General features: G+C 72.6%; 17 protein-coding genes. 10 read left to right on the plus strand and 7 right to left on the minus strand.

Annotation, left to right across the window (positions count from 1 at the left end):
- Positions 1-16: 16 nt before the first annotated feature.
- Positions 17-955 (minus strand): hypothetical protein, encoded by a 939-nt coding sequence (locus HUT16_RS21770; protein ID WP_176189790.1) that lies wholly within the window; start codon positions 953-955, stop codon positions 17-19.
- Positions 956-1210: 255 nt separating this feature from the next.
- Between HUT16_RS21770 and HUT16_RS21775 the strand changes: the two genes are divergently transcribed.
- Positions 1211-1858 (plus strand): papain-like cysteine protease family protein, encoded by a 648-nt coding sequence (locus HUT16_RS21775; RefSeq protein WP_176189791.1) that lies wholly within the window; start codon positions 1211-1213, stop codon positions 1856-1858.
- Between the two features lie 11 nt (positions 1859-1869).
- Positions 1870-2688, plus strand: coding sequence for a hypothetical protein (locus HUT16_RS21780; RefSeq protein WP_176189792.1), 819 nt, complete (start codon positions 1870-1872; stop codon positions 2686-2688).
- 155 nt (positions 2689-2843) lie between these two features.
- On the opposite strand, the gene HUT16_RS21785 is transcribed toward HUT16_RS21780, so the two are convergent.
- A complete protein-coding gene (locus HUT16_RS21785) occupies positions 2844-3866 on the minus strand; it encodes a GlxA family transcriptional regulator (RefSeq protein WP_176189793.1) in 1023 nt (340 codons plus the stop codon).
- Between the two features lie 153 nt (positions 3867-4019).
- Between HUT16_RS21785 and HUT16_RS21790 the strand changes: the two genes are divergently transcribed.
- Together HUT16_RS21790 and HUT16_RS21795 are read left to right on the plus strand one after the other, a co-directional pair.
- Positions 4020-4952, plus strand: a complete 933-nt coding sequence (locus HUT16_RS21790) for an NADP-dependent oxidoreductase (protein ID WP_254897929.1) — start codon at positions 4020-4022, stop codon at positions 4950-4952.
- Positions 4953-5152: 200 nt separating this feature from the next.
- Positions 5153-5422, plus strand: a complete 270-nt coding sequence (locus tag HUT16_RS21795) for a hypothetical protein (protein WP_176189795.1) — start codon at positions 5153-5155, stop codon at positions 5420-5422.
- Between the two features lie 10 nt (positions 5423-5432).
- On the opposite strand, the gene HUT16_RS21800 is transcribed toward HUT16_RS21795, so the two are convergent.
- Positions 5433-6092: a hemolysin III family protein gene (locus tag HUT16_RS21800; protein ID WP_176189796.1), complete on the minus strand. Its 660-nt coding sequence runs from the start codon at positions 6090-6092 to the stop codon at positions 5433-5435.
- A gap of 273 nt (positions 6093-6365) precedes the next feature.
- Between HUT16_RS21800 and HUT16_RS21805 the strand changes: the two genes are divergently transcribed.
- Positions 6366-8195 (plus strand): phosphoenolpyruvate carboxykinase (GTP), encoded by a 1830-nt coding sequence (locus HUT16_RS21805; protein WP_176189797.1) that lies wholly within the window; start codon positions 6366-6368, stop codon positions 8193-8195.
- Positions 8196-8252: 57 nt separating this feature from the next.
- On the opposite strand, the gene HUT16_RS21810 is transcribed toward HUT16_RS21805, so the two are convergent.
- A complete protein-coding gene (locus HUT16_RS21810) occupies positions 8253-9467 on the minus strand; it encodes a pyridoxal phosphate-dependent aminotransferase (RefSeq protein ID WP_176189798.1) in 1215 nt (404 codons plus the stop codon).
- 118 nt (positions 9468-9585) lie between these two features.
- Here HUT16_RS21810 and HUT16_RS21815 point away from each other — a divergent pair, with 118 nt between their 5' ends.
- Positions 9586-10254 carry a prepilin peptidase gene (locus HUT16_RS21815; RefSeq protein ID WP_176189799.1) on the plus strand — a complete coding sequence of 223 codons (669 nt, stop codon included), beginning with the start codon at positions 9586-9588 and terminating at the stop codon, positions 10252-10254.
- Positions 10255-10356: 102 nt separating this feature from the next.
- On the opposite strand, the gene HUT16_RS21820 is transcribed toward HUT16_RS21815, so the two are convergent.
- Positions 10357-11964, minus strand: a complete 1608-nt coding sequence (locus HUT16_RS21820) for a chitinase (RefSeq protein WP_176189800.1) — start codon at positions 11962-11964, stop codon at positions 10357-10359.
- A 336-nt stretch (positions 11965-12300) separates the two neighbouring features.
- Between HUT16_RS21820 and HUT16_RS21825 the strand changes: the two genes are divergently transcribed.
- The 4 genes from HUT16_RS21825 to HUT16_RS21840 all read left to right on the plus strand — a co-directional run bounded on the left by HUT16_RS21825 (position 12301) and on the right by HUT16_RS21840 (position 17579).
- Positions 12301-13095 (plus strand): isoprenyl transferase, encoded by a 795-nt coding sequence (locus HUT16_RS21825; RefSeq protein WP_176189801.1) that lies wholly within the window; start codon positions 12301-12303, stop codon positions 13093-13095.
- A 191-nt stretch (positions 13096-13286) separates the two neighbouring features.
- Positions 13287-14618, plus strand: a complete 1332-nt coding sequence (locus HUT16_RS21830; protein ID WP_176189802.1) for a PhoH family protein — start codon at positions 13287-13289, stop codon at positions 14616-14618.
- A gap of 475 nt (positions 14619-15093) precedes the next feature.
- On the plus strand, positions 15094-15702 hold the full coding sequence (locus HUT16_RS21835) for a transglycosylase SLT domain-containing protein (RefSeq protein ID WP_368662705.1): 609 nt from the start codon (positions 15094-15096) through the stop codon (positions 15700-15702).
- 449 nt (positions 15703-16151) lie between these two features.
- Positions 16152-17579, plus strand: a complete 1428-nt coding sequence (locus tag HUT16_RS21840; RefSeq protein WP_176189804.1) for an AI-2E family transporter — start codon at positions 16152-16154, stop codon at positions 17577-17579.
- 94 nt (positions 17580-17673) lie between these two features.
- Here HUT16_RS21840 and HUT16_RS21845 read toward each other — a convergent pair whose 3' ends face one another.
- Entirely contained in the window at positions 17674-18207 is a 534-nt protein-coding gene (locus tag HUT16_RS21845; RefSeq protein ID WP_176189805.1) for an alkyl hydroperoxide reductase, read from the minus strand.
- A 4-nt stretch (positions 18208-18211) separates the two neighbouring features.
- Positions 18212-18763, minus strand: coding sequence for a peroxiredoxin (locus tag HUT16_RS21850; protein WP_176189806.1), 552 nt, complete (start codon positions 18761-18763; stop codon positions 18212-18214).
- Positions 18764-18822 lie beyond the last annotated feature (59 nt).

Genomic DNA, 18822 nt, shown 5'->3' on the forward strand with positions numbered 1-18822 from the left:
CCCCGGTGGACGCGGTTCACTCCCAGTCCCAGCGCAGGCCGAGCAGGCAGGGCGGCAGGTCGGCGGCCACCAGGTGCGCGCAGTGGTGCCCGTCGAGGGTCAACTCCTCGATCTCCAGGGGGGATTGTCCGGGCGTGCGCTGGGTGAACCGGTCGCAGCGGACGGGCAGCGCGGCCGGGTCGAAGGTCACCTGCAGGACGTACTGGCCGGCGCCCGCGTTGAAGCCGCGCACGTACTCGTGGCTCGGGCCGGTCGACGGGGCCTCGTCGAAGCCGTAGCCGAGCAGGTGGGTGTCGCCGGTGCGCATCCGGCGGTCCAGCAGCAGTTCGGCCACCAGCAGGTTCGCGGCGCCGTCGCGGCGGATCCGGCCGGGACGGCAGTTCTCCTCGGCCCGGACCCGGACGCGCTCGATGTCGCAGCCCGGATCGCCCTGGTAGATGGCCAGGTAGCGGTCGATGCCGTCGCGGTGCGCGCGCAGCACGTGCTGGGAGTCGCGGCGCAGCAGCCGCCGGTCCGCGCCCACCCTGATCCGTTCGATGTGGGTGATGGTGTGCAGCCCGGTGTCGGGCGGCCCGGACAGCACCGCGAGCAGCCCGTCGACCGCCTCGGCCGGGCTGATCAGGTCCCGGTACGGGCGGACCGCCGGACCGGCCGGGGCGGGGCCGGGGGTGCCGCGGCGGGGGCCGAGCAGCCGGGTCAGCGAGTGCTCGGGCAGCTCCAGCACCTCCTCCAGCGCGGCGACGGCGCGCAGCGACTCGGCCCGCTCCGGTCGCCGCAGCCCCTGCTGCCAGTAGCTGAGGCTGGTCACCCCGACCCGCACGCCGCGCTGCGCCAGCCGCTCGCGCAGCCGGTGCAGGGCGAGGCCGCGGGCGGCGATCGCGGAGCGCAGCGCGAGGTGGAACGGCCCGGTGCGCAGGGCGAGGACCAACTCGGGCGGTGCGGACGGCTGCTGCAACGGCCACCTCCTCGATCGACCGTGGGTTGACCGTGAATATTCACACCTCCGGGCCGCCCTGTCATCGGCCCGGACGATATCCGCGCTGCCCAGGGCCGTCGCGTTCACACCCGGGCCGGGCCCGTTCACACCCCGACTCCCTTGCCGGAGACGGCCGTTGACCTGCGCACCGGCCGGGCCGGATGCTCTTCCCGCGCCGTCCGGACGCCGCTCCCCCCACATCCACTCCTCGCCCCTGCCAGGAGGACCACCCCCATGCCACACCTCCCGATCCGGCTGCGCCGGACGGTCGCCGCACTCGCCCTGGGCGTCCTCGCCCCGGCGCTGAGCGTGGCCGCCACCACTCCCGCCCAGGCGGCCCCCGACACCGCCGTCCCCGCCGCGGCCGCCCCCGCCGCCCCCCAGGCCCCGGCGCTGGCCGGCACCGCGCGGACCCTGAACATCACCATGCAGGCCCAGCAGCAGACCAACTGGTGCTGGGCGGCGAGCGGCAACACCATCGCCACCTACTACGGCTACACCTACAGCCAGAACCAGTTCTGCAACCTGGCGTTCGGCCGCTCCGTCAACTCCTCCTGCCCCAACAGCCAGGCCAGCCTGGCCGAGGTGCAGAACGCGCTGTACCGGATCGGCATCAGCACCGGCTCGTACGTCAACGGGTACCTGCGCTACGCCACCGTGCAGGGCGAGATCGACGCCGGCCGGCCGGTCGAGACCCGCATCCAGTGGAGCTCCGGCGGCGGCCACATGAACGTCCTGTACGGCTACGACCCCGGCAACAACTGGCTGTACTGGGGCGACCCGTGGCCGTCCAACTACCGCTACAACTGGGGCGACTACAACTACTACGTGAGCAACGGGTCCTTCTCCTGGACCCACTCCCTGTACCGGATCGGCGCGTGAGGAGACCCGCCATGAGCAACCACCGCGTCCGCGCCACCCGCACCGCGACCGCCCTCGCCGCCGTCGCGCTCACCCTCGCCCTCGCGCCCGCGGCCCACGCCGCCGACGCCCCCGCCGCGCCCGGCCCCGGCGAGCTGGCCGCCGCCCGCAGCGCCACCCAACAGCCCGCCGTGATCGACCAGTTGGGGCACTTCTTCGCCCGCAAGGGCGTGCCGCCCACCCAGCGGCTCGGGATCAGCGCCGCCGACGAGGCCCGGGCCGCGACCGCGGCCGCCCCCCGCCTCACCGGTGACACCGTGCCCGTCTACACCCTCTCCGCGGCCTTCGTCGCCGGCCGGGCCGGCACCCCGGTCGCCGAGGTCGAGTTCACCGCGACCACCGCCGTCGCCGCGGACGGACAGCGCGCCTCGGTCTGGACCGCCCGGCAGGGCGGCGGCTGGCGGGTCGTCAACATCGCCTCCGGCGGCGACGAGACCGACTACGCGGCCGCGGCTGCCGCGGACGGCGGCACCGCCTTCCGCGAACCCCAGCTCGACGCCTGGTACGAGCTCAAGGACGGCCGCGTCCTCCCGCTCGACGAGGACGCCCGCCGCTCGGTCGGCGCGCACGGCACCACCGTCGCGGCCTACCAGCGGCTCGTCCACCAGCGCTACGGGGACAAGCTGCCCGGCTCCGCGTACGACGCCTCCGGCAAGGCGGGCGGCTTCGAGACGGCGGCCCCGGGCACCGGCGCCGCGCCGCTGCTCACGGCCGGGGCCGCGGTCGGGATCACGGTCCTGGCCGGTGCGGCGCTCGGGCTGCGGCGGCGCCGGGCGCGCATCGCGTACTGAGCGCAGGCCCCGCCGTTCCCCGGTACCCCGCCCCGGGGAACGGCGGGGCCCTCCCCGTCCGGGCCGTTCCCCGGTCGGGGCCGTTCCCCCGTCCGGGCCGTGCGCCGGGGCGGGCCGTGCGCCGGGGAGGGTCGTTCCCCGGAGTGGGTCGTTTCCTACTCCTTCCCCGCGAAGGTGCGCCGGTAGGCGAGCGGGGAGACGCCGATCGCGCTGTGCAGGTGCTGGCGCAGCGAGACCGGGTTGGCGAAGCCGACGCGGGTGGAGACCTGGTCGACGCTGAGGTCGGTGGCTTCGAGCAGGTGGCGGGCCAGGGCGATGCGCTGCTGGGTGAGCCAGCGGCCGGGGCTCTGGCCCGTCTCCTCCTGGAAGCGGCGGGCGAAGGTGCGGGTGCTCATGGCCGCGTGGGCGGCGAGTTCGGCGAGGGTCAGCGGCTGGTGCAGCCGGGCGAGGGCCCAGTCGCGGGTGGGGGCGGTGCCGGTGCTCCCGGCGGTGGGGACGGGGTGCTCGATGTACTGGGCCTGGCCGCCGTCGCGCCAGGGCGGAACGACGCAGAGCCGGGCGGCCCGGTTGGCGGCGGCGGTGCCGTGGTCGTTGCGCAGGACGTGCAGGAAGAGGTCGACGCCGGCCGCCGCGCCCGCCGAGGTGAGGATGCGCCCGTCGTCGACGAACAGCACGTCGGCGTCGAGCCGGACCCGCGGGAAGAGGCGGCGGAAGTGGTCGGCGAGGGCCCAGTGGGTGGTGGCCGGACGGTCGTCGAGCAGCCCGGCGGCGGCGAGCACGAAGGCGCCGGTGCAGATCGAGATCAGCCGGGTGCCGGGCCGGACCAGGGCCAGCGCGGCGGCGACGGCGGGGTCGAGGCCGGGGGTGGCGGGGACGGGTGCGAACGGCGGGATGACCACGGTGTCGGCGGTGGCGAGGACCTCCGGCCCGTGGTCGGGGGTGAGGCCGAAGTCGGCGTCGGTGCGGACGGGACGGCCGTCGACGGTGCAGGTGGACAGCCGGTACAGGCCGTCGGTGCTGCCGAACACCCGCTTGGGGATGCCCAGTTCGAACGGGTACACGCCGTCCAGGGCGAGCACGGCGACCCGGTGCGGTGCGCTCGCCGCCCCGGCGGGCGGCGCGGTCGGCGGTGAGGCCGCCGGGTCGGACGGCGCGGCGCACAGCGGGTCGGTGGCCATGGCGGACCTCCTGGCAGGATTCCATCGGACAGTGACCATCTTGCCACTCACGGCGGGCCGCCCGCCGCCGCCAGGCTGGAGGACATGACGACGAACACCGCGAGCACCGCGAGCACCACGAGCACCGAGAACACTGGAAACACCACCGGCACCATGCGCGCGATCAGCCAGGACGCCCTCGGCGGCCCCGAGGTGCTGCGGGTGGTGGAGCGCCCCCGCCCGGAGCCCGGCCCGAGCGAGGTACTGGTCCGGGTCCGGGCCGCGGGCCTGAACCCGACCGACTGGAAGCACCGGCAGTCGGGCCTCTTCCTGGGGCGGCCCCCGTTCGTCCTGGGCTGGGACGCGGCGGGCACGGTCGAGGCGGTCGGCCTCGGCGTGACCCTGTTCGCCCCCGGCGACGAGGTGTTCGGCATGCTGCCCTACCCGCACGGGGCCGGCTCGCACGCCGAGTACGTGGTCGGCCCGGCCCGGGCCTTCGCCCGCCGCCCCGCCTCGGTCGAACCGGTGCAGGCGGGCGCGCTGCCGCTGGCCGCGCTGACGGCCTGGCAGGCGCTGGTGGACACCGCGCAGGTGCGGGCCGGGGACCGGGTCCTGGTGCACGCCGCGGCCGGCGGGGTCGGGCACCTGGCGGTGCAGATCGCCAAGGCCCGCGGCGCGTACGTGATCGGCACCGCCAGCGCGGGCAAGCACGACTTCCTGCGCCGGATCGGGGTGGACGAGCCGGTCGACTACCGGGCGGTCGACTTCGCCGAGACGGTGCGCGACGTCGACGTGGTGCTGGACGCCATCGGCGGCGACTACCAGCTCCGCTCGCTGCGCACGCTGCGCCGGGGCGGACTGCTGGTGTCGATCCTCCCGTTCCCCGTCGAGGGCCTGGCCGAGGAGGCGGCCCGGCTCGGGGTGCGGACCGCGATGATGCTGGTCGAGGCCGACCACGCCGGCATGACGGCGATCGCCGAACTCGCCGAGCGCGGCCTGCTGCGGGCCGAGATCGCCGGCACCTTCCCGCTGGCCGACGCCGCCGAGGCGCACCGGGCGGGCGACGGCGGCCGGGTCGCGGGCAAGCTGGTGCTCCTGGTGGACTGACCCCCTCGCCGCGCCCCGGGCCCGAACCGGAGACCGTGCCCCGGGCCCGAACCGGAGAGCCTCCTACAGGATTCCCACCACTGTTATTGACGCGTTGTTGATCCCCCGTTCGCCCCCGGACCGTGCTGAACATGTCACTGTAGGTGGGGAGTTCTCTGACGACGTGTCAGAAGGCCTGTCGGCCGGCGGGAGGTTTGCCGATGGAGTACGGTGCGGCGCGGTTCTGGAGCGGCGTGGTCGGTGTGCTGGCCGCGCTGGCCGTCATAGCCGGGTACCTGATCGGCGGGGCCCGCCTGGTGTGGGCGGTCTCCGCGGTCGAGGTGCTGGCGGTGATGGCCTGGGTCGGGTACCGGTTCCGGGGGCGGGCCCACCGGCGGACGGCGGGCGAAGGGCCCGACGCGGCGCACTGCGAGCGCTGCCGTCGGGCCCGGGAGCGGCTGGAGACCAGGGCCCAGCCGGTTCGCCACTAGGGGTCGGGGGTCAGGAGGCGACGGTGTACGCCACCAGGGAGACCCCCACGTACTGCACGATGAAGGCGCCCAGGGTGAGGGCGTGGAAGACCTCGTGGAAGCCGAACCAGCGCGGTGACGGGTTCGGGCGCTTGAGGCCGTAGACCACCCCGCCGATCGTGTAGAGCGCGCCGCCGACGACGATCAGCGTCAGGACGGCCGGGCCGCCCTTGTGTAGGAAGTCGGGCAGGAAGAACACCGCCGCCCAGCCGAGGGCCACGTAGCACGGGGTGTACAGCCAGCGCGGGGCGCCGACCCAGAACACCCGGAACGCGATCCCGGCCAGCGCGCCGCCCCACACCAGCCACAGCAGCACCTGCTGCCGCGCGCCGTCCAGCAGCAGCATGGTGAACGGGGTGTACGTCCCGGCGATGATCAGGAAGATGTTGGCGTGGTCGAGCCGGCGCAGCACCGCCTCGCCGCGCGGGCCCCAGGTGAAGCGGTGGTAGACCGCGCTCACCCCGAACAGCATCCAGGCGCTCACCGAGTAGACGACGCAGGCGACCCGCGCCGCCGTCGAGTCGGCCAGGCAGATCAACACGATTCCGGCGGCCAGGGCGGCCGGGAACATTCCGGCGTGCAGCCAGCCACGCCACTTGGGCTTCATGAGCTCCAGTGCTTCCGCGGTCATGGGCAACATCTTACGGAACCGTAGGTTACTGGCTCGTAGTGAAGTGGCGACTCTCACTTTTGTACGTTATGGAGCATTGGGGTCGAGTGATCAAGGTCTCGCCGGGGCATGCGCAGGGCGTCACGGAGCCCCCGAATCAGACACCGTGTAGTAAAGATCTCGTCAATGGCGCCAATTGGACGAAGATGGGGTGGCGATCCGGGGCTACCGTGTAACCACCCTCAACCCCCGCGAAGCCGTCTCCTGGCCGAGATGGTGTGAAACGGAGCGATCGTGCCGCCTCAGATCTCTGCGCTCGCCGAGTCCGCGCCCACCCGCCACCAGCTCCTGGTGGACTGGGTCAACGAGATTGCCGACCTCACCCAGCCGGACCGCGTCGTCTGGTGCGACGGCTCGGAGGAGGAGTACCACCGCCTCGCCGAACAGCTGGTCGCCCAGGGCACCTTCACCAAGCTCGACGAGACCAAGCGCCCGAACTCCTACTACGCGGCCTCCGACCCGTCCGACGTCGCCCGCGTCGAGGACCGCACCTTCATCTGCTCCGAGCGCGAGCAGGACGCCGGCCCGACCAACCACTGGAAGGCCCCCGCCGAGATGCGCGAGGTCTTCCAGGGCGAGGACGGCCTGTTCCGCGGCGCGATGCGCGGCCGCACCATGTACGTGGTGCCGTTCTCGATGGGCCCGGTCGGCTCCCCGCTGGCCGCGTACGGCGTCGAGGTCACCGACTCCGCGTACGTCGCCGTCTCGATGCGCGTGATGACCCGGATGGGGCAGGCCGTGCTCGACCAGCTCGGCGAGGACGGCGAGTTCGTCAAGGCCGTGCACACGGTGGGCGCCCCGCTCGCCGAGGGCGAGGCGGACGTCGCCTGGCCGTGCAACACCACCAAGTACATCTCGCACTTCCCGGAGACCCGGGAGATCTGGTCCTACGGCTCCGGCTACGGCGGCAACGCCCTGCTCGGCAAGAAGTGCTACGCGCTGCGGATCGCCTCCACCATGGCCCGTGACGAGGGCTGGCTGGCCGAGCACATGCTGATCCTCAAGCTCACCCCGCCCTCCGGTGAGGTGAAGTACGTCGCCGCCGCGTTCCCGTCCGCCTGCGGCAAGACCAACCTGGCGATGCTCCAGCCGACCATTCCGGGCTGGAAGGTCGAGACGATCGGCGACGACATCGCCTGGATGCGCTTCGGCGCCGACGGCCGGCTCTACGCGATCAACCCGGAGGCGGGCTTCTTCGGCGTCGCCCCCGGCACCGGCGAGGACACCAACGCCAACGCGATCAAGACCCTGTGGGGCAACACCGTCTTCACCAACGTCGCGCTCACCGACGACGGCGACGTCTGGTGGGAGGGCCTGACCGAGCAGCCGCCCGCGCACCTCACCGACTGGCGCGGCGACGACTGGACGCCCGCGTCCGGCACCCCCGCCGCCCACCCGAACGCGCGGTTCGCCGTCCCAGCCGCGCAGTGCCCGACCATCGCCCCCGAGTGGGAGGACCAGGCCGGCGTGCCGATCTCGGCCATCCTGTTCGGCGGCCGCCGGGCCACCGCCGTCCCGCTGGTCACCGAGTCCTTCGACTGGCAGCACGGGGTCTTCCTCGGCGCCAACATCGCCTCCGAGAAGACCGCCGCCGCCGAGGGCACCGTCGGCGAACTGCGCCGCGACCCGTTCGCCATGCTGCCGTTCTGCGGCTACAACATGGGCGACTACTTCGCGCACTGGCTCAAGGTCGGCGCGGACGCCGACCCGGAGAAGCTGCCGAAGATCTACTACGTCAACTGGTTCCGGAAGAACGCCGACGGCCAGTTCGTCTGGCCCGGCTACGGCGAGAACAGCCGCGTCCTGAAGTGGATCGTCGAGCGCCTGGAGGGCACCGCGGCGGGCGTCGAGACGCCGATCGGCGTGCTGCCCGAGGTGGACGGCTTCGACCTGGACGGGCTGGAGCTCTCCGACGCCGACCGCGAGCTGCTGTTCACGGTCGACCGGGAGATCTGGAAGCAGGAGGCCGCGCTCGTCCCGGCCCACCTGGAGCTGTTCGGCGCGCACACGCCGGGCGAGCTGTGGGAGGAGTACCGGGCGCTGGTCAAGCGCCTGGGCGACTGACGCAGCGGTCCGCCCCGCACCCCCGGGAACCCGCCGGGGGTGCGGGGCGGACGGCCGCTACGGCTGGGCGTAGCCGGCCAGGAAGTCGCCGATCCGGGTGACCGCGTCCGTGATGTCCTCCGGGCGCGGCAGGGTGACCAGCCGGAAGTGGTCCGGGTCGGGCCAGTTGAAGCCGGTGCCCTGGACGATCAGGATCCGCTGCGAGCGCAGCAGGTCCAGCACCATCTGCGCGTCGTCCTTGATCTTGTAGACCTGCGGGTCGAGCCGGGGGAAGGCGTACAGCGCGCCCTTCGGCTTGACGCAGGAGACGCCGGGGATCTCGTTCAGCAGCCTGTACGCCGCGTCCCGGGAGGCGAGCAGCCGGCCGCCGGGCAGGATCAGGTCCCGGATGGACTGCCGGCCGCCGAGCGCCGCGGCGACCGCGTGCTGGGCGGGCATGTTGGCGCACAGCCGCATCGAGGCCAGCACGTTGAGGCCCTCGATGTAGGAGCGGGCCCGGTGCCGGTCGCCGGAGAGCACCATCCAGCCGGAGCGGAAGCCCGCCACCCGGTAGGACTTGGACATGCCGTTGAAGGTGACGCAGAACAGGTCGGGCGCCAGGGTGGCCAGCGGGGTGTGCTCCACGCCGTCGTAGAGGATCTTGTCGTAGATCTCGTCCGCGTAGATCACCAGCCGGTGTCGGCGGGCGAGTTCGGCGATCCCCTCCAGCAGCTCGCGCGGGTACACCGCGCCGGTGGGGTTGTTCGGGTTGATCACCACGATCGCCCGGGTGCGGTCGGTGATCTTCGCGGCGATGTCGGCCAGGTCCGGGTACCACTCGGCCTGCTCGTCGCAGCGGTAGTGCACCGCGGTGCCGCCGGCCAGCGAGACCGAGGCCGTCCACAGCGGGTAGTCGGGCGCCGGGACGAGCACCTCGTCGCCGTCGTCGAGCAGCGCGGTCATGGCGAGCTGGATCAGCTCGGACACGCCGTTGCCGAGGTAGACGTCCTCGACCGACAGGCCGTGCAGGCCGCGCTCCTCGTAGTGCATGACCACGGCGCGGCGCGCCGAGAGCAGGCCCTTCGAATCGCCGTAGCCGTGCGCGGAGTTCAGGTTGCGGAGGATGTCCTGGAGGATCTCCGGCGGCGCCTCGAAGCCGAACGCGGCGGGGTTGCCGGTGTTCAGCTTCAGGATGCGGTGGCCCTGTTCCTCCAGCCGCATCGCCTCGTCGAGGACCGGGCCGCGGATGTCGTAGCAGACGTTGGCGAGCTTGCTGGACTGGATGACCTGCATACCCGCCTACTTTACGGGCGCGTTACGCCGATCACCGAGTGCTGTTCGCCACCTGGACACGGACGGGCGAACGGCTGTCGGACGGTAGGGTCGCGACCGAGCGCCAGGGGAGGGCCGGATGGTCGGGGCAGTGGTCGGGGCCGTGCTGGGGCTGTTCGCGGGAGCGCTGCTCAGGCCCGCGGCGGCCAGGTACGCGGTGCCCTCCGGCGAGCCGTGGCGCAGCTGCCTGCCCACCCCGCTCGGCCGGTGCGCGCGGCACGGCGAGCGGGTCGGCCCGCCGCCGCTGGCGGTCGAGGCGGCGGCCGCGGCGACCGGCGCGGCCCTGGGCGCCTGGGCCCCGGAGCGGTGGCTGCCGGTGCTGGTGTGGCTGGCCCTGTTCGGCACCGTGCTGGGCTTCGTGGACGCCGCGGTCAAGCGGCTGCCGGACGCGCTGACGCTCCCGCTGTTCCTGGGCACCGCCGTCCTGGTGCCGCTCGCCGACCACCGCCCGGCGGTGTGGCTGCGCTGCGCGCTGGCGGCGGCCGCCCTCGGGCTGGCGTTCCTGCTGCTGGCGCTGCTCGCCCCGGTGGGCCTGGGCGACGCCAAGCTGGCGCCGAGCCTGGGCGCGGTGCTGGGCCTGGCGGGCTGGCCGGCGGTGTACGCCGGTGTCCTCTACATGTGGGTGGTCGCGGCGCTGTGGGCGGTGGCCCTGCTGGTGCTGCGCCGGGCGGGTCGGCGCAGCGAGCTGGCGTTCGGCCCGGCGATGCTGCTGGGCACCCTGGCGGCGGTGCTGGCGGCGGGCGGCTGACCGGCCCCGGAACGGGCGGGGCCCGCCGTACCCCAGCGGTACGACGGGCCCCTGTGTCGTGCACCTGCCCCACCCTCGAGGAGCGGTGCACCGGCTCTCCGGTTACTGCATGTTGTGCGTGAAGGCGCCGACGTTGTTGGAGAAGTCGTTGCCGTTGTTGGCGTCCCAGTTGGTCGACCAGGTCATCGCGCCGCGGATGGTCGGCCACTTGGCCGGCGGGACGAAGCTGCCGCAGTGGTTGCCGGTGGCCAGGCAGTCCAGCGCGTTGTTCACCACGGTGGAGTTGACGTAGCCGCCGCCCGCCGCCTTGGTGGAGGCCGGGACGCCGATGCCGACCTGGTCCGGACGCAGGCCGCCCTGGATGTGGGTGCAGACCTGGGCGGTGATGAAGTCGATGGTGCCCTGGGTGTAGACCTTGCCGTCGCAGCCGTTCATGCCGCCCGAGTTGTAGAACTGGGTGTTGACGACGGTCAGGATGTCCTTGGTGGCGAGGGCCAGCTGGAAGTACGCACCGGCGGTGGAGTACATCCCGATGGTCTCGGGCGCCATGGTCAGGATGAAGTTCGGGCCGACCTTGGCCGCCAGGGTGTGCAGCGCCTGCGCCATGTAGGTCGCGTTGACGCCGTTCTCCAGGTCGACGTCGATGCCGTCGAAGCCGTACTGCTGGATCAGCTTGTAGGCCGAGTCGGAGAACGCGGTGGCGGCGGCGGAGCTGGCGACCGAGATGGCGCCGTTCTGGCCGCCGATGGAGAGGACGACCTTCTTGCCGGCCGCGTGCTTGGCGGCGATGTCGGCCTTGAAGTCGGCGTCGGTGTAGCCGCCGAGCTTGGTGGCCAGCGCCGGGTCCAGGGTGAAGGAGATCGCGCCCTGGGTGGTGGTCGCGTCGGCGAAGGAGACCGCGATGATGTCGTACGCGGACTGCACGTCGCGCAGCTTCTGCACGGTCGAGTTGTTGTCGAAGTTCTGCCAGTAGCCGGTCAGCACGTGCTTGGGCAGGGTGCTGTTGGACGGCGGGTTGCTGGTGCTCGACGACGCGGACGGCGACGGCGAGGAGGACGCCGACGGGGAGGCGCTCTGCGAGGGCGAGGCCGACGCGGACGGCGAGGCGCTCCTGGACGGCGACGCGGAGGCCGACGGCGAGGCCGAGGTGGCGGAGGCCGACGGGGTCGGGGAGGCGGTGCCGCCCGGGCCGATCAGCTGGATGTCGTCCGCGTAGTACGTGGGCTGGCCGTACCAGCCGTGCACGTAGAGGGTGACGCTGGTGGTGTTGGCGCCGGTGGTGAAGGTGGTGTTCAGCTGGTTCCAGGCGCTCTGCGCGGACCAGGTGGACGGGTCGGTGCCGCCGGTGCCGCGGGCGCCCAGGTAGACGTACTGGCCCTGGACCCAGCCGTTGAGCGAGTAGGCCGTGTTGGGGAGGACCGAGACGGTCTGGGTGCACTCGGCGGTGTCGCCGGCGCCGGGGGTGGCGGACAGCGCGCCGGTGCCCGAGTGCACCGGGGTGGAGACCGCGGAGGTGGTGCCGACGCAGTTCCAGCCGGAGAGGCCGGAGTCGAAGCCGCCGTTGTTGACCAGGTTGCCGACCGCGGCGTTCGCACCGCCGGCCGACAGGGCCAGGCCGGTGCCGGCCAGGGCCAGCGCGGTCGCGGTGGCGAGGACGGCCGGGATCTTGTTGCGGCGCCGGTGGGACGGCTGCTGCAGGGTACGGGCCATGACAGGCTCCAGTGCAGGGGAGTGGGGGTGTGGGGTGTGGGGAGGCACGCCGGGAATGTCGGGGAGAGCCGCCGCGGTGGGGGTCGCGGCGGCTCCGCTGTGGGGGAGGGTCCGCTGTGGTGCTGACCACACGCTGGACTAGACCAATGGCAAGCGTCAAGACCCGGAATCCGGTTTAGGGGCCGTTTAAGGATTCGGATACCGTTCCGTAGCTTGTCCCGTGCGCGCACTGTGACAAGACCGGTACCTGCGGTTTTGCCGCCCGCAAACCCGGGCGGAGTAGGCTGCCGCAGGGATTTCGCACCCGGAGCAATCAGCACGGAGGGGCCGTTCACGATGGGTCTGCGCGATGTGGTGGAACGTACGCCGGGGCTGCGCACCCTGCTGGACAAGGCCTACCGGCTCTACGGCCGCCGGGTGGAGGTGCACCTGGCCAACACCCCGCACCACATCGGGGTGATCCTGGACGGCAACCGGCGCTGGGCCAAGGCCACCGGCGGCACCACCGCCTACGGGCACCAGCGCGGCGCCGACAAGATCAGCGAGTTCCTGGGCTGGTGCGCGGAGACCGAGGTCCGGGTGGTCACCCTGTGGATGCTCTCCACCGACAACCTGGCCCGCCCCGCCGAGGAGCTCGTCCCGCTGCTGGGCATCATCGAGGACACCGTGCAGGGCCTGGCCGAGGCCGGCCGCTGGAAGGTCCACCCGGTGGGCGCGCTCGACCTGCTGCCCGCCCGCACCTCCGGGGTGCTCAAGCAGGCCGCCCAGGACACCGAGCACGTCGACGGACTGACCGTCAACGTGGCGATCGGCTACGGCGGCCGCCAGGAGATCGCCGACGCCGTCCGCTCGCTGCTGCAGGAGCACGCCGGCCGCGGCACCTCGATCGAGGAACTGGCCGAGGTCCTCGACGTCGAGCACATCGCCGAGCACCTCTACACCAAGGGCCAGCCCGACCCGGACCTGGTGATCCGGACCTCCGGCGAGCAGCGGCTGTCCGGTTTCCTGCTCTGGCAGTCCGCGCACAGCGAGTTCTACTTCTGCGAGGCCTACTGGCCGGCCTTCCGGAAGGTCGACTTCCTGCGGGCGCTGCGCGACTACCAGCTGCGCAACCGGCGGATGGGCCGCTGACCCCGGGTCAGGGTCCACTACCCCTGGGGCGGGTGGGAAAACGTTCACCCGTTGTGATCCCGCTGTTCGCTCCGGCGCGAATGCGGGGCCCCTCGCCTGGGAATACACCCTTCAGACCGTCCCCCCGGCCAGCGGGGCCGCGGGGACCGGTGGGCCGCGGGTGACGTCGGGTCACCCGCTCTGGAGGGCTAGTGGTCAGTTCCAAGAGCCGCCGGACACCTGACCGGCGCACGTACGTCCTCGACACCAGCGTGCTCCTGGCCGACCCCCTCGCGATGACGCGCTTCGAGGAGCACGAGGTGGTCCTCCCGGTCGTCGTGGTGACGGAGCTGGAGGCCAAGCGGCACCATCCGGAGCTGGGCTACTTCGCCCGTCAGGCGCTGCGGATGCTGGACGACTACCGGGTCCGGCACGGCCGACTGGACGAACCGATCCCGGTGGGCGAGCTCGGCGGCACCATCCGGGTCGAACTGAACCACTCCGACACCTCGATCCTCCCGGCCGGCTACCGGGTCGGCGGCGGCGAGGCCGACACCCGGATCCTCGCGGTCGCCCGCAACCTGCAGGCCGAGGGCTACGACGTCACGGTGGTCTCCAAGGACCTGCCGCTGCGGATCAAGGCGAGCTCGGTCGGCCTGCTGGCCGAGGAGTACCGGGCCGAGCTGGCGATCACCTCCGGCTGGACGGGCATGACCGAACTGCACGTCCCCGCCGACCAGGTCGACCAGCTGTTCGCCGGCCACGAGCACGCCCTGCAGGTCGAGGGCGCCGAGCAGCTCCCCGTCCACACCGGCCTGGTGCTGCACTCCGAGCGCGGCCGCGCGCTGGGCCGGGTGGCCCCCGACGGCCGGGTGCAGCTGGTCCGCGGCGACCGCGAGGCGTTCGGCCTGCGCGGCCGCAGCGCCGAGCAGCGGATCGCCCTCGACCTGCTGCTCGACCCGGAGATCGGGATCATCTCGATGGGCGGCCGGGCCGGCACCGGCAAGTCCGCGCTCGCCCTGTGCGCCGGCCTGGAGGCCGTCCTGGAGCGCCGCCAGCACCGCAAGGTGATGGTGTTCCGCCCGCTGTACGCGGTCGGCGGCCAGGAACTCGGCTACCTGCCCGGCAGCGAGGCCGAGAAGATGGGCCCCTGGGCGCAGGCGGTCTTCGACACCCTCTCCGCCGTCACCACGCCGGACGTGATCGAGGAGGTCATCTCCCGCGGCATGCTGGAGGTCCTGCCGCTCACCCACATCCGCGGCCGCTCGCTGCACGACGCCTTCGTGATCGTCGACGAGGCCCAGTCGCTGGAGCGCAACGTGCTGCTCACGGTGCTCTCCCGGATCGGCCAGAACTCCCGGGTGGTGCTCACCCACGACGTCGCCCAGCGCGACAACCTCCGGGTCGGCCGGTACGACGGGGTGGTCGCCGTGGTCGAGAAGCTGAAGGGCCACCCGCTGTTCGCCCACGTGACGCTCACGCGTTCGGAGCGCTCGCCGATCGCCGCACTGGTGACCGAGATGCTGGAGGACATCCAGCCCTAGGCATAACGGGACACAACGGTGCAAAGGGGCCTGGCGCATAGCGTCAGGCCCCTTCGCTGTCAGTCGAACTGACGTCGCCTCGGCCCGCCGCCGGCCAAAGGCGCAGGTCGAAAAGTTTGTGAGATCCGCCACGGCACAGGGAATTGCGTAGACACACCCGCGTGCGGCATGGTGTGGGTTCTGTCAGGCCCCGCGTACGGCAATGCACGCCCGGCACCCCAGGTCGGCGGGCGGACAACTGAACACCGCAGAGCCGTACGCCGCTCGTCGCAGCCGCAGTTCCCGACGCTTGTGCCCGGGAGGCGGCCGAGCCCGAGCCTCCCGTGACCAGTTCGACGGAGGCCAGTGCCAGGGGCAGATACGCGCCCGTACGGTCACAGGACGGGCGACGCTGGAAGGAAACCATGTGACTCGGATCTCGGTCCGGGGAGTCGCTGTCGCCTCCGCCACCGCGGTGACCGCCGTCGGTGCCGTCGTGGGTGCGGCCTCTGGCAGTGAGGGCAAGGCCGCCGTCCAGACGGTCGACGTCGCGAGCGCCACGCTGCTCGCCGACGCCCCCACCGGCGCGCAGGCCCAGAACGTCAGCGACGGCATCGGCCGCCAGGCCGACGCCCAGCAGGTCTCCGCCGACACCGCCGCGAAGAAGGCCGCCGAGGAGGCCGCCCGGCAGAAGGCCGCGGCCGACGCCCAGGCCAAGGCCGACGCGGACAAGGCGGCCAAGGCCGCCGAGGAGAAGCGGCTCAAGGAGGAGGCCAACCGCGCCGCCGCGCGCAGCGTGCTGGCCACCGTCAGCCCCGGGTCCGTCCAGGACATGGCGCTCCAGATCGTCGGCGACCCGAACCAGTTCCAGTGCTTCAGCCAGATCGTGAAGCGCGAGAGCGGCTGGAACTACACCGCCACCAACGCCTCCTCCGGCGCCTACGGCCTGGTCCAGGCGCTGCCGGGCTCCAAGATGGCCTCGGCCGGCGCGGACTGGCGGACCAACCCCGAGACCCAGATCAAGTGGGGCCTCAGCTACATGAACAGCCGCTACGGCAGCCCCTGCGGCGCCTGGTCGTTCTGGCAGGCCCACAACTGGTACTAGGCCCGCAGCCGGTACCGGGCCCACCGGCCCGGCCGACCGCCCCGGGCCACCGGCCGCCGCGCACGCGGAAGGGCCCCGATTCCGCCCACGGGACCGGGGCCCTTCGTGCTGCTGCCGCCGCGCGGCGGCGGCCACGGCGCGGGCCGCCCCGCCCCGGCGACGCTGACCAGTGCGCCGCGGGCGGTGACGGCTCGGTGCGGACGCGGGGGAACGGAGCGGGTCCTGGTTTCCTCCGCTCCCGGCCGGTCCGCCTGCAGAAGGTCCGTTCTGTTTTCACCCCTTCCCCGCGGGCATCCGGCGAAACGTTCGTATAACGGCTGATTTGCCGGGCCTGTCCGGCCGCCGGTCGAGACACCCCCGGGACCGGGCCCCCCGACGGCGGGTAGCGTTCCTCACCGACGGCCGCGCGATCCGCGGCCCACGGCAGACGACACGGGGGAGACCGGGCAGTGACGGAAGAGACGGGCGGTGGCCGCTGGCGCGGCATCGCCAAGATGGGAGCGGTCGCGGCCGGCCTGTTCGCCGCCGCCGAACGCCGCCGCCGCGCGGCCATCTCCGCCGAGGCGCACGTCCTCGCCGCCGAACAGGCCGTCGAACTCGCCGCCGAACGGGCCGCCCTGCTGTCCGCCGAACAGGCGGCCCGCCAGTTCGCCGGACGGCAGGGCGGGGACGGCACACCACCGGAAGGAGCGGCCGTGCGCACCGACGACGCCGTCCCCGCCCCGCGCGCCCCGGAGCCCCCCGAGCACCCGCTCGGCAGCGCCCCGCTCGGCCGCCCCGCCAACCCGGTCGACGCCGTGCCCTGGACGCTGCGGGTCGCCGCCGAGTCCACCTGGCGGCTGCTGCTGATCGGCGTCGCCCTCTACGTGGTCTTCCGGGTCATCGACACCCTCAAGCTGGTCGCCTTCTCCGCGATCGCCGCCCTGCTCATCTCCGCCCTGCTCGAACCCACCGTCTCCTGGCTGCGCCGGCACGGCGTCCCCCGCTCGCTGGCCGCCGTCGTCACCTTCCTGGCCGGCCTGGCCAGCATCGGCCTGGTCGGCTGGTTCGTGTTCTGGCAGGTCTCCAGCAACCTCGACTCGGTCACCACCCAGGTCCAGGACGGCGTCCGGCAGTTGCGCGACTGGCTGCTGAACGGCCCCTTCCACCTCACCCCGGACCAGCTCAACAACTTCACCAACCAGATCACCACCGCCATCGGCAAGAACTCCGAGGCGCTCACCTCGGCCGGCTTCACCGGCGTCACCATCGCCGTCGAACTGCTCACCGGCGTGGTGCTCACCGCGTTCACCACCTTCTTCCTGCTCTACGACGGCGCCCGGATCTGGAGCTGGGTGCTGCGCGGGCTGCCCCGGCACTCCCGCTACGCGATGGCCGGCGCCGGCCCCAAGGCCTGGTCCACCCTCACCGCGTACGTGCGCGGCACCGTCACCGTCGCCTTCATCGACGCGCTCTGCATCGGCATCGGGATCAGCATGGTCGGCGTGCCGATGGCGATCCCGCTCGCGGTGATCATCTTCCTGGGCGCGTTCGTGCCGCTGGTCGGCGCGCTGGTCACCGGCACCATCGCGGTGCTGATCGCGCTGGTCACCACCGGCGGCGTCGGCAAGGCCCTGGCGGTGCTGGTCATCCTGATCGGCGTCCAGCAGCTGGAGGGCCACATCCTGCAGCCGCTCATCCTCGGCCGGGCCGTCCGGGTGCACCCGCTCGCCGTCGTGCTCGGCGTCGCGGCCGGCTCCATCATCGGCGGCATCCCCGGCGCGATCGTCGCCGTCCCGCTGATCGCCGTCACCAACACCGTCACCGGCCACCTGCGCCAACGCAACGCGGCCGGGCAGGAGGTCTTCCAGGCCATCGAAGCGGCCCGGAAGGGCTAGCCCCCGGTCACGAGCGCGGGCGACCGGCCCGGAACGCGGCGGGGTCCGCCCCGGGAGAGAACCCTCCCGGGGCGGACCCCGCCGTCTCGCGCGCCTAGCGCGGGAGCTGCGCCTCCGCGTCCAGCACCGCGGCGACGGCCTGGACGGTCGCGGCGATCTTGACCGCGGCCTGGATCACCTCGCGGTCGACACCGGCCTTGCGCAGCACGCCCTCGTGCGAGTCGAGGCACTGGCCGCAGCCGTTGATCGCCGAGACGGCGAAGGACCACAGCTCGAAGTCGACCTTGTCGACGCCCGGGTTGCCGATGATGTTCATCCGCAGGCCGGCCCGCATCGTCCCGTACTCCTTGTCGGAGAGCAGGTGCAGCGTCCGGTAGTAGACGTTGTTCATCGCCATGATCGCGGCCGCGCCCTTCGCGGCCTCGTAGGCCTCGGGCTTCAGGTTGGCCTTGGCCTCGGGCTCCAGCTCGCGCAGCACGATCGGGGAGCGGGTGGCCATCGCGCAGGCGAGGACGGTGCCCCAGAGCTGCTGCTGCGGCAGGTCGGAGTTGCCGATCACCGAGCCGAGGTTGAGCTTCAGGTCCTTGGCGTAGTCCGGCAGGGCGGCCTTGAGTTCGTCGAGCGCCATCGGGTCAGCCGGCCAGCAGGGACTGGGCGTCGAGGGTGTCCTCGCCCTTGTTCCAGTTGCACGGGCACAGCTCGTCGGTCTGCAGGGCGTCGAGGACCCGCAGCACCTCCTTGGGGTTGCGGCCGACGGAGCCGGCGGTCACCATGACGAACTGGATCTCGTTGTTCGGGTCGACGATGAACACCGCGCGCTGGGCGGTGCCGTCCGCGCCCTCGACGCCGCAGGCCCGCATCAGGTCGTGCTTGATGTCGGCGAGCATCGGGAACGGCAGGTCGCGCAGGTCCTTGTGGTCCTTGCGCCAGGCGTGGTGGACGTACTCGGAGTCGCCGGAGACGCCGAGGATCTGGGCGTCGCGGTCGGCGAACTCCTCGTTCAGCTTGCCGAACGCGGCGATCTCGGTCGGGCAGACGAAGGTGAAGTCCATCGGCCAGAAGAACACGACGCGCCACTTGCCCTCGTAGGACTTGTGGTTGATCTCGGCGAAGGCGTTCGCGGCCTCGAGGTCCACGCAGGCGTTGAGTTCGTACTCGGGGAACTTGTCGCCGATCGTCAGCACGTCGCATCTCCAGGGTTGGGACGAGGGATGTCCGGATTGCGGACACCTCCCACCCTTGC

It is taken from the genome of Kitasatospora sp. NA04385 (assembly GCF_013364235.1).
Lineage (GTDB): Bacteria > Actinomycetota > Actinomycetes > Streptomycetales > Streptomycetaceae > Kitasatospora.

What these genes read in the sequence shown, in the direction of transcription:
- HUT16_RS21845 (WP_176189805.1), bottom strand. Translation starts at nt 18,207, where the DNA reads ATGGCGCTCGACGAACTCAAGGCCGCCCTGCCGGACTACGCCAAGGAC.
- HUT16_RS21795 (WP_176189795.1), top strand. Translation starts at nt 5,153, where the DNA reads ATGGAGTACGGTGCGGCGCGGTTCTGGAGCGGCGTGGTCGGTGTGCTG.
- HUT16_RS21820 (WP_176189800.1), bottom strand. Translation starts at nt 11,964, where the DNA reads ATGGCCCGTACCCTGCAGCAGCCGTCCCACCGGCGCCGCAACAAGATC.
- HUT16_RS21825 (WP_176189801.1), top strand. Translation starts at nt 12,301, where the DNA reads ATGGGTCTGCGCGATGTGGTGGAACGTACGCCGGGGCTGCGCACCCTG.
- HUT16_RS21775 (WP_176189791.1), top strand. Translation starts at nt 1,211, where the DNA reads ATGCCACACCTCCCGATCCGGCTGCGCCGGACGGTCGCCGCACTCGCC.
- HUT16_RS21800 (WP_176189796.1), bottom strand. Translation starts at nt 6,092, where the DNA reads ATGACCGCGGAAGCACTGGAGCTCATGAAGCCCAAGTGGCGTGGCTGG.
- HUT16_RS21785 (WP_176189793.1), bottom strand. Translation starts at nt 3,866, where the DNA reads ATGGCCACCGACCCGCTGTGCGCCGCGCCGTCCGACCCGGCGGCCTCA.
- HUT16_RS21815 (WP_176189799.1), top strand. Translation starts at nt 9,586, where the DNA reads ATGGTCGGGGCAGTGGTCGGGGCCGTGCTGGGGCTGTTCGCGGGAGCG.
- HUT16_RS21780 (WP_176189792.1), top strand. Translation starts at nt 1,870, where the DNA reads ATGAGCAACCACCGCGTCCGCGCCACCCGCACCGCGACCGCCCTCGCC.
- HUT16_RS21810 (WP_176189798.1), bottom strand. Translation starts at nt 9,467, where the DNA reads ATGCAGGTCATCCAGTCCAGCAAGCTCGCCAACGTCTGCTACGACATC.
- HUT16_RS21790 (WP_254897929.1), top strand. Translation starts at nt 4,020, where the DNA reads ATGCGCGCGATCAGCCAGGACGCCCTCGGCGGCCCCGAGGTGCTGCGG.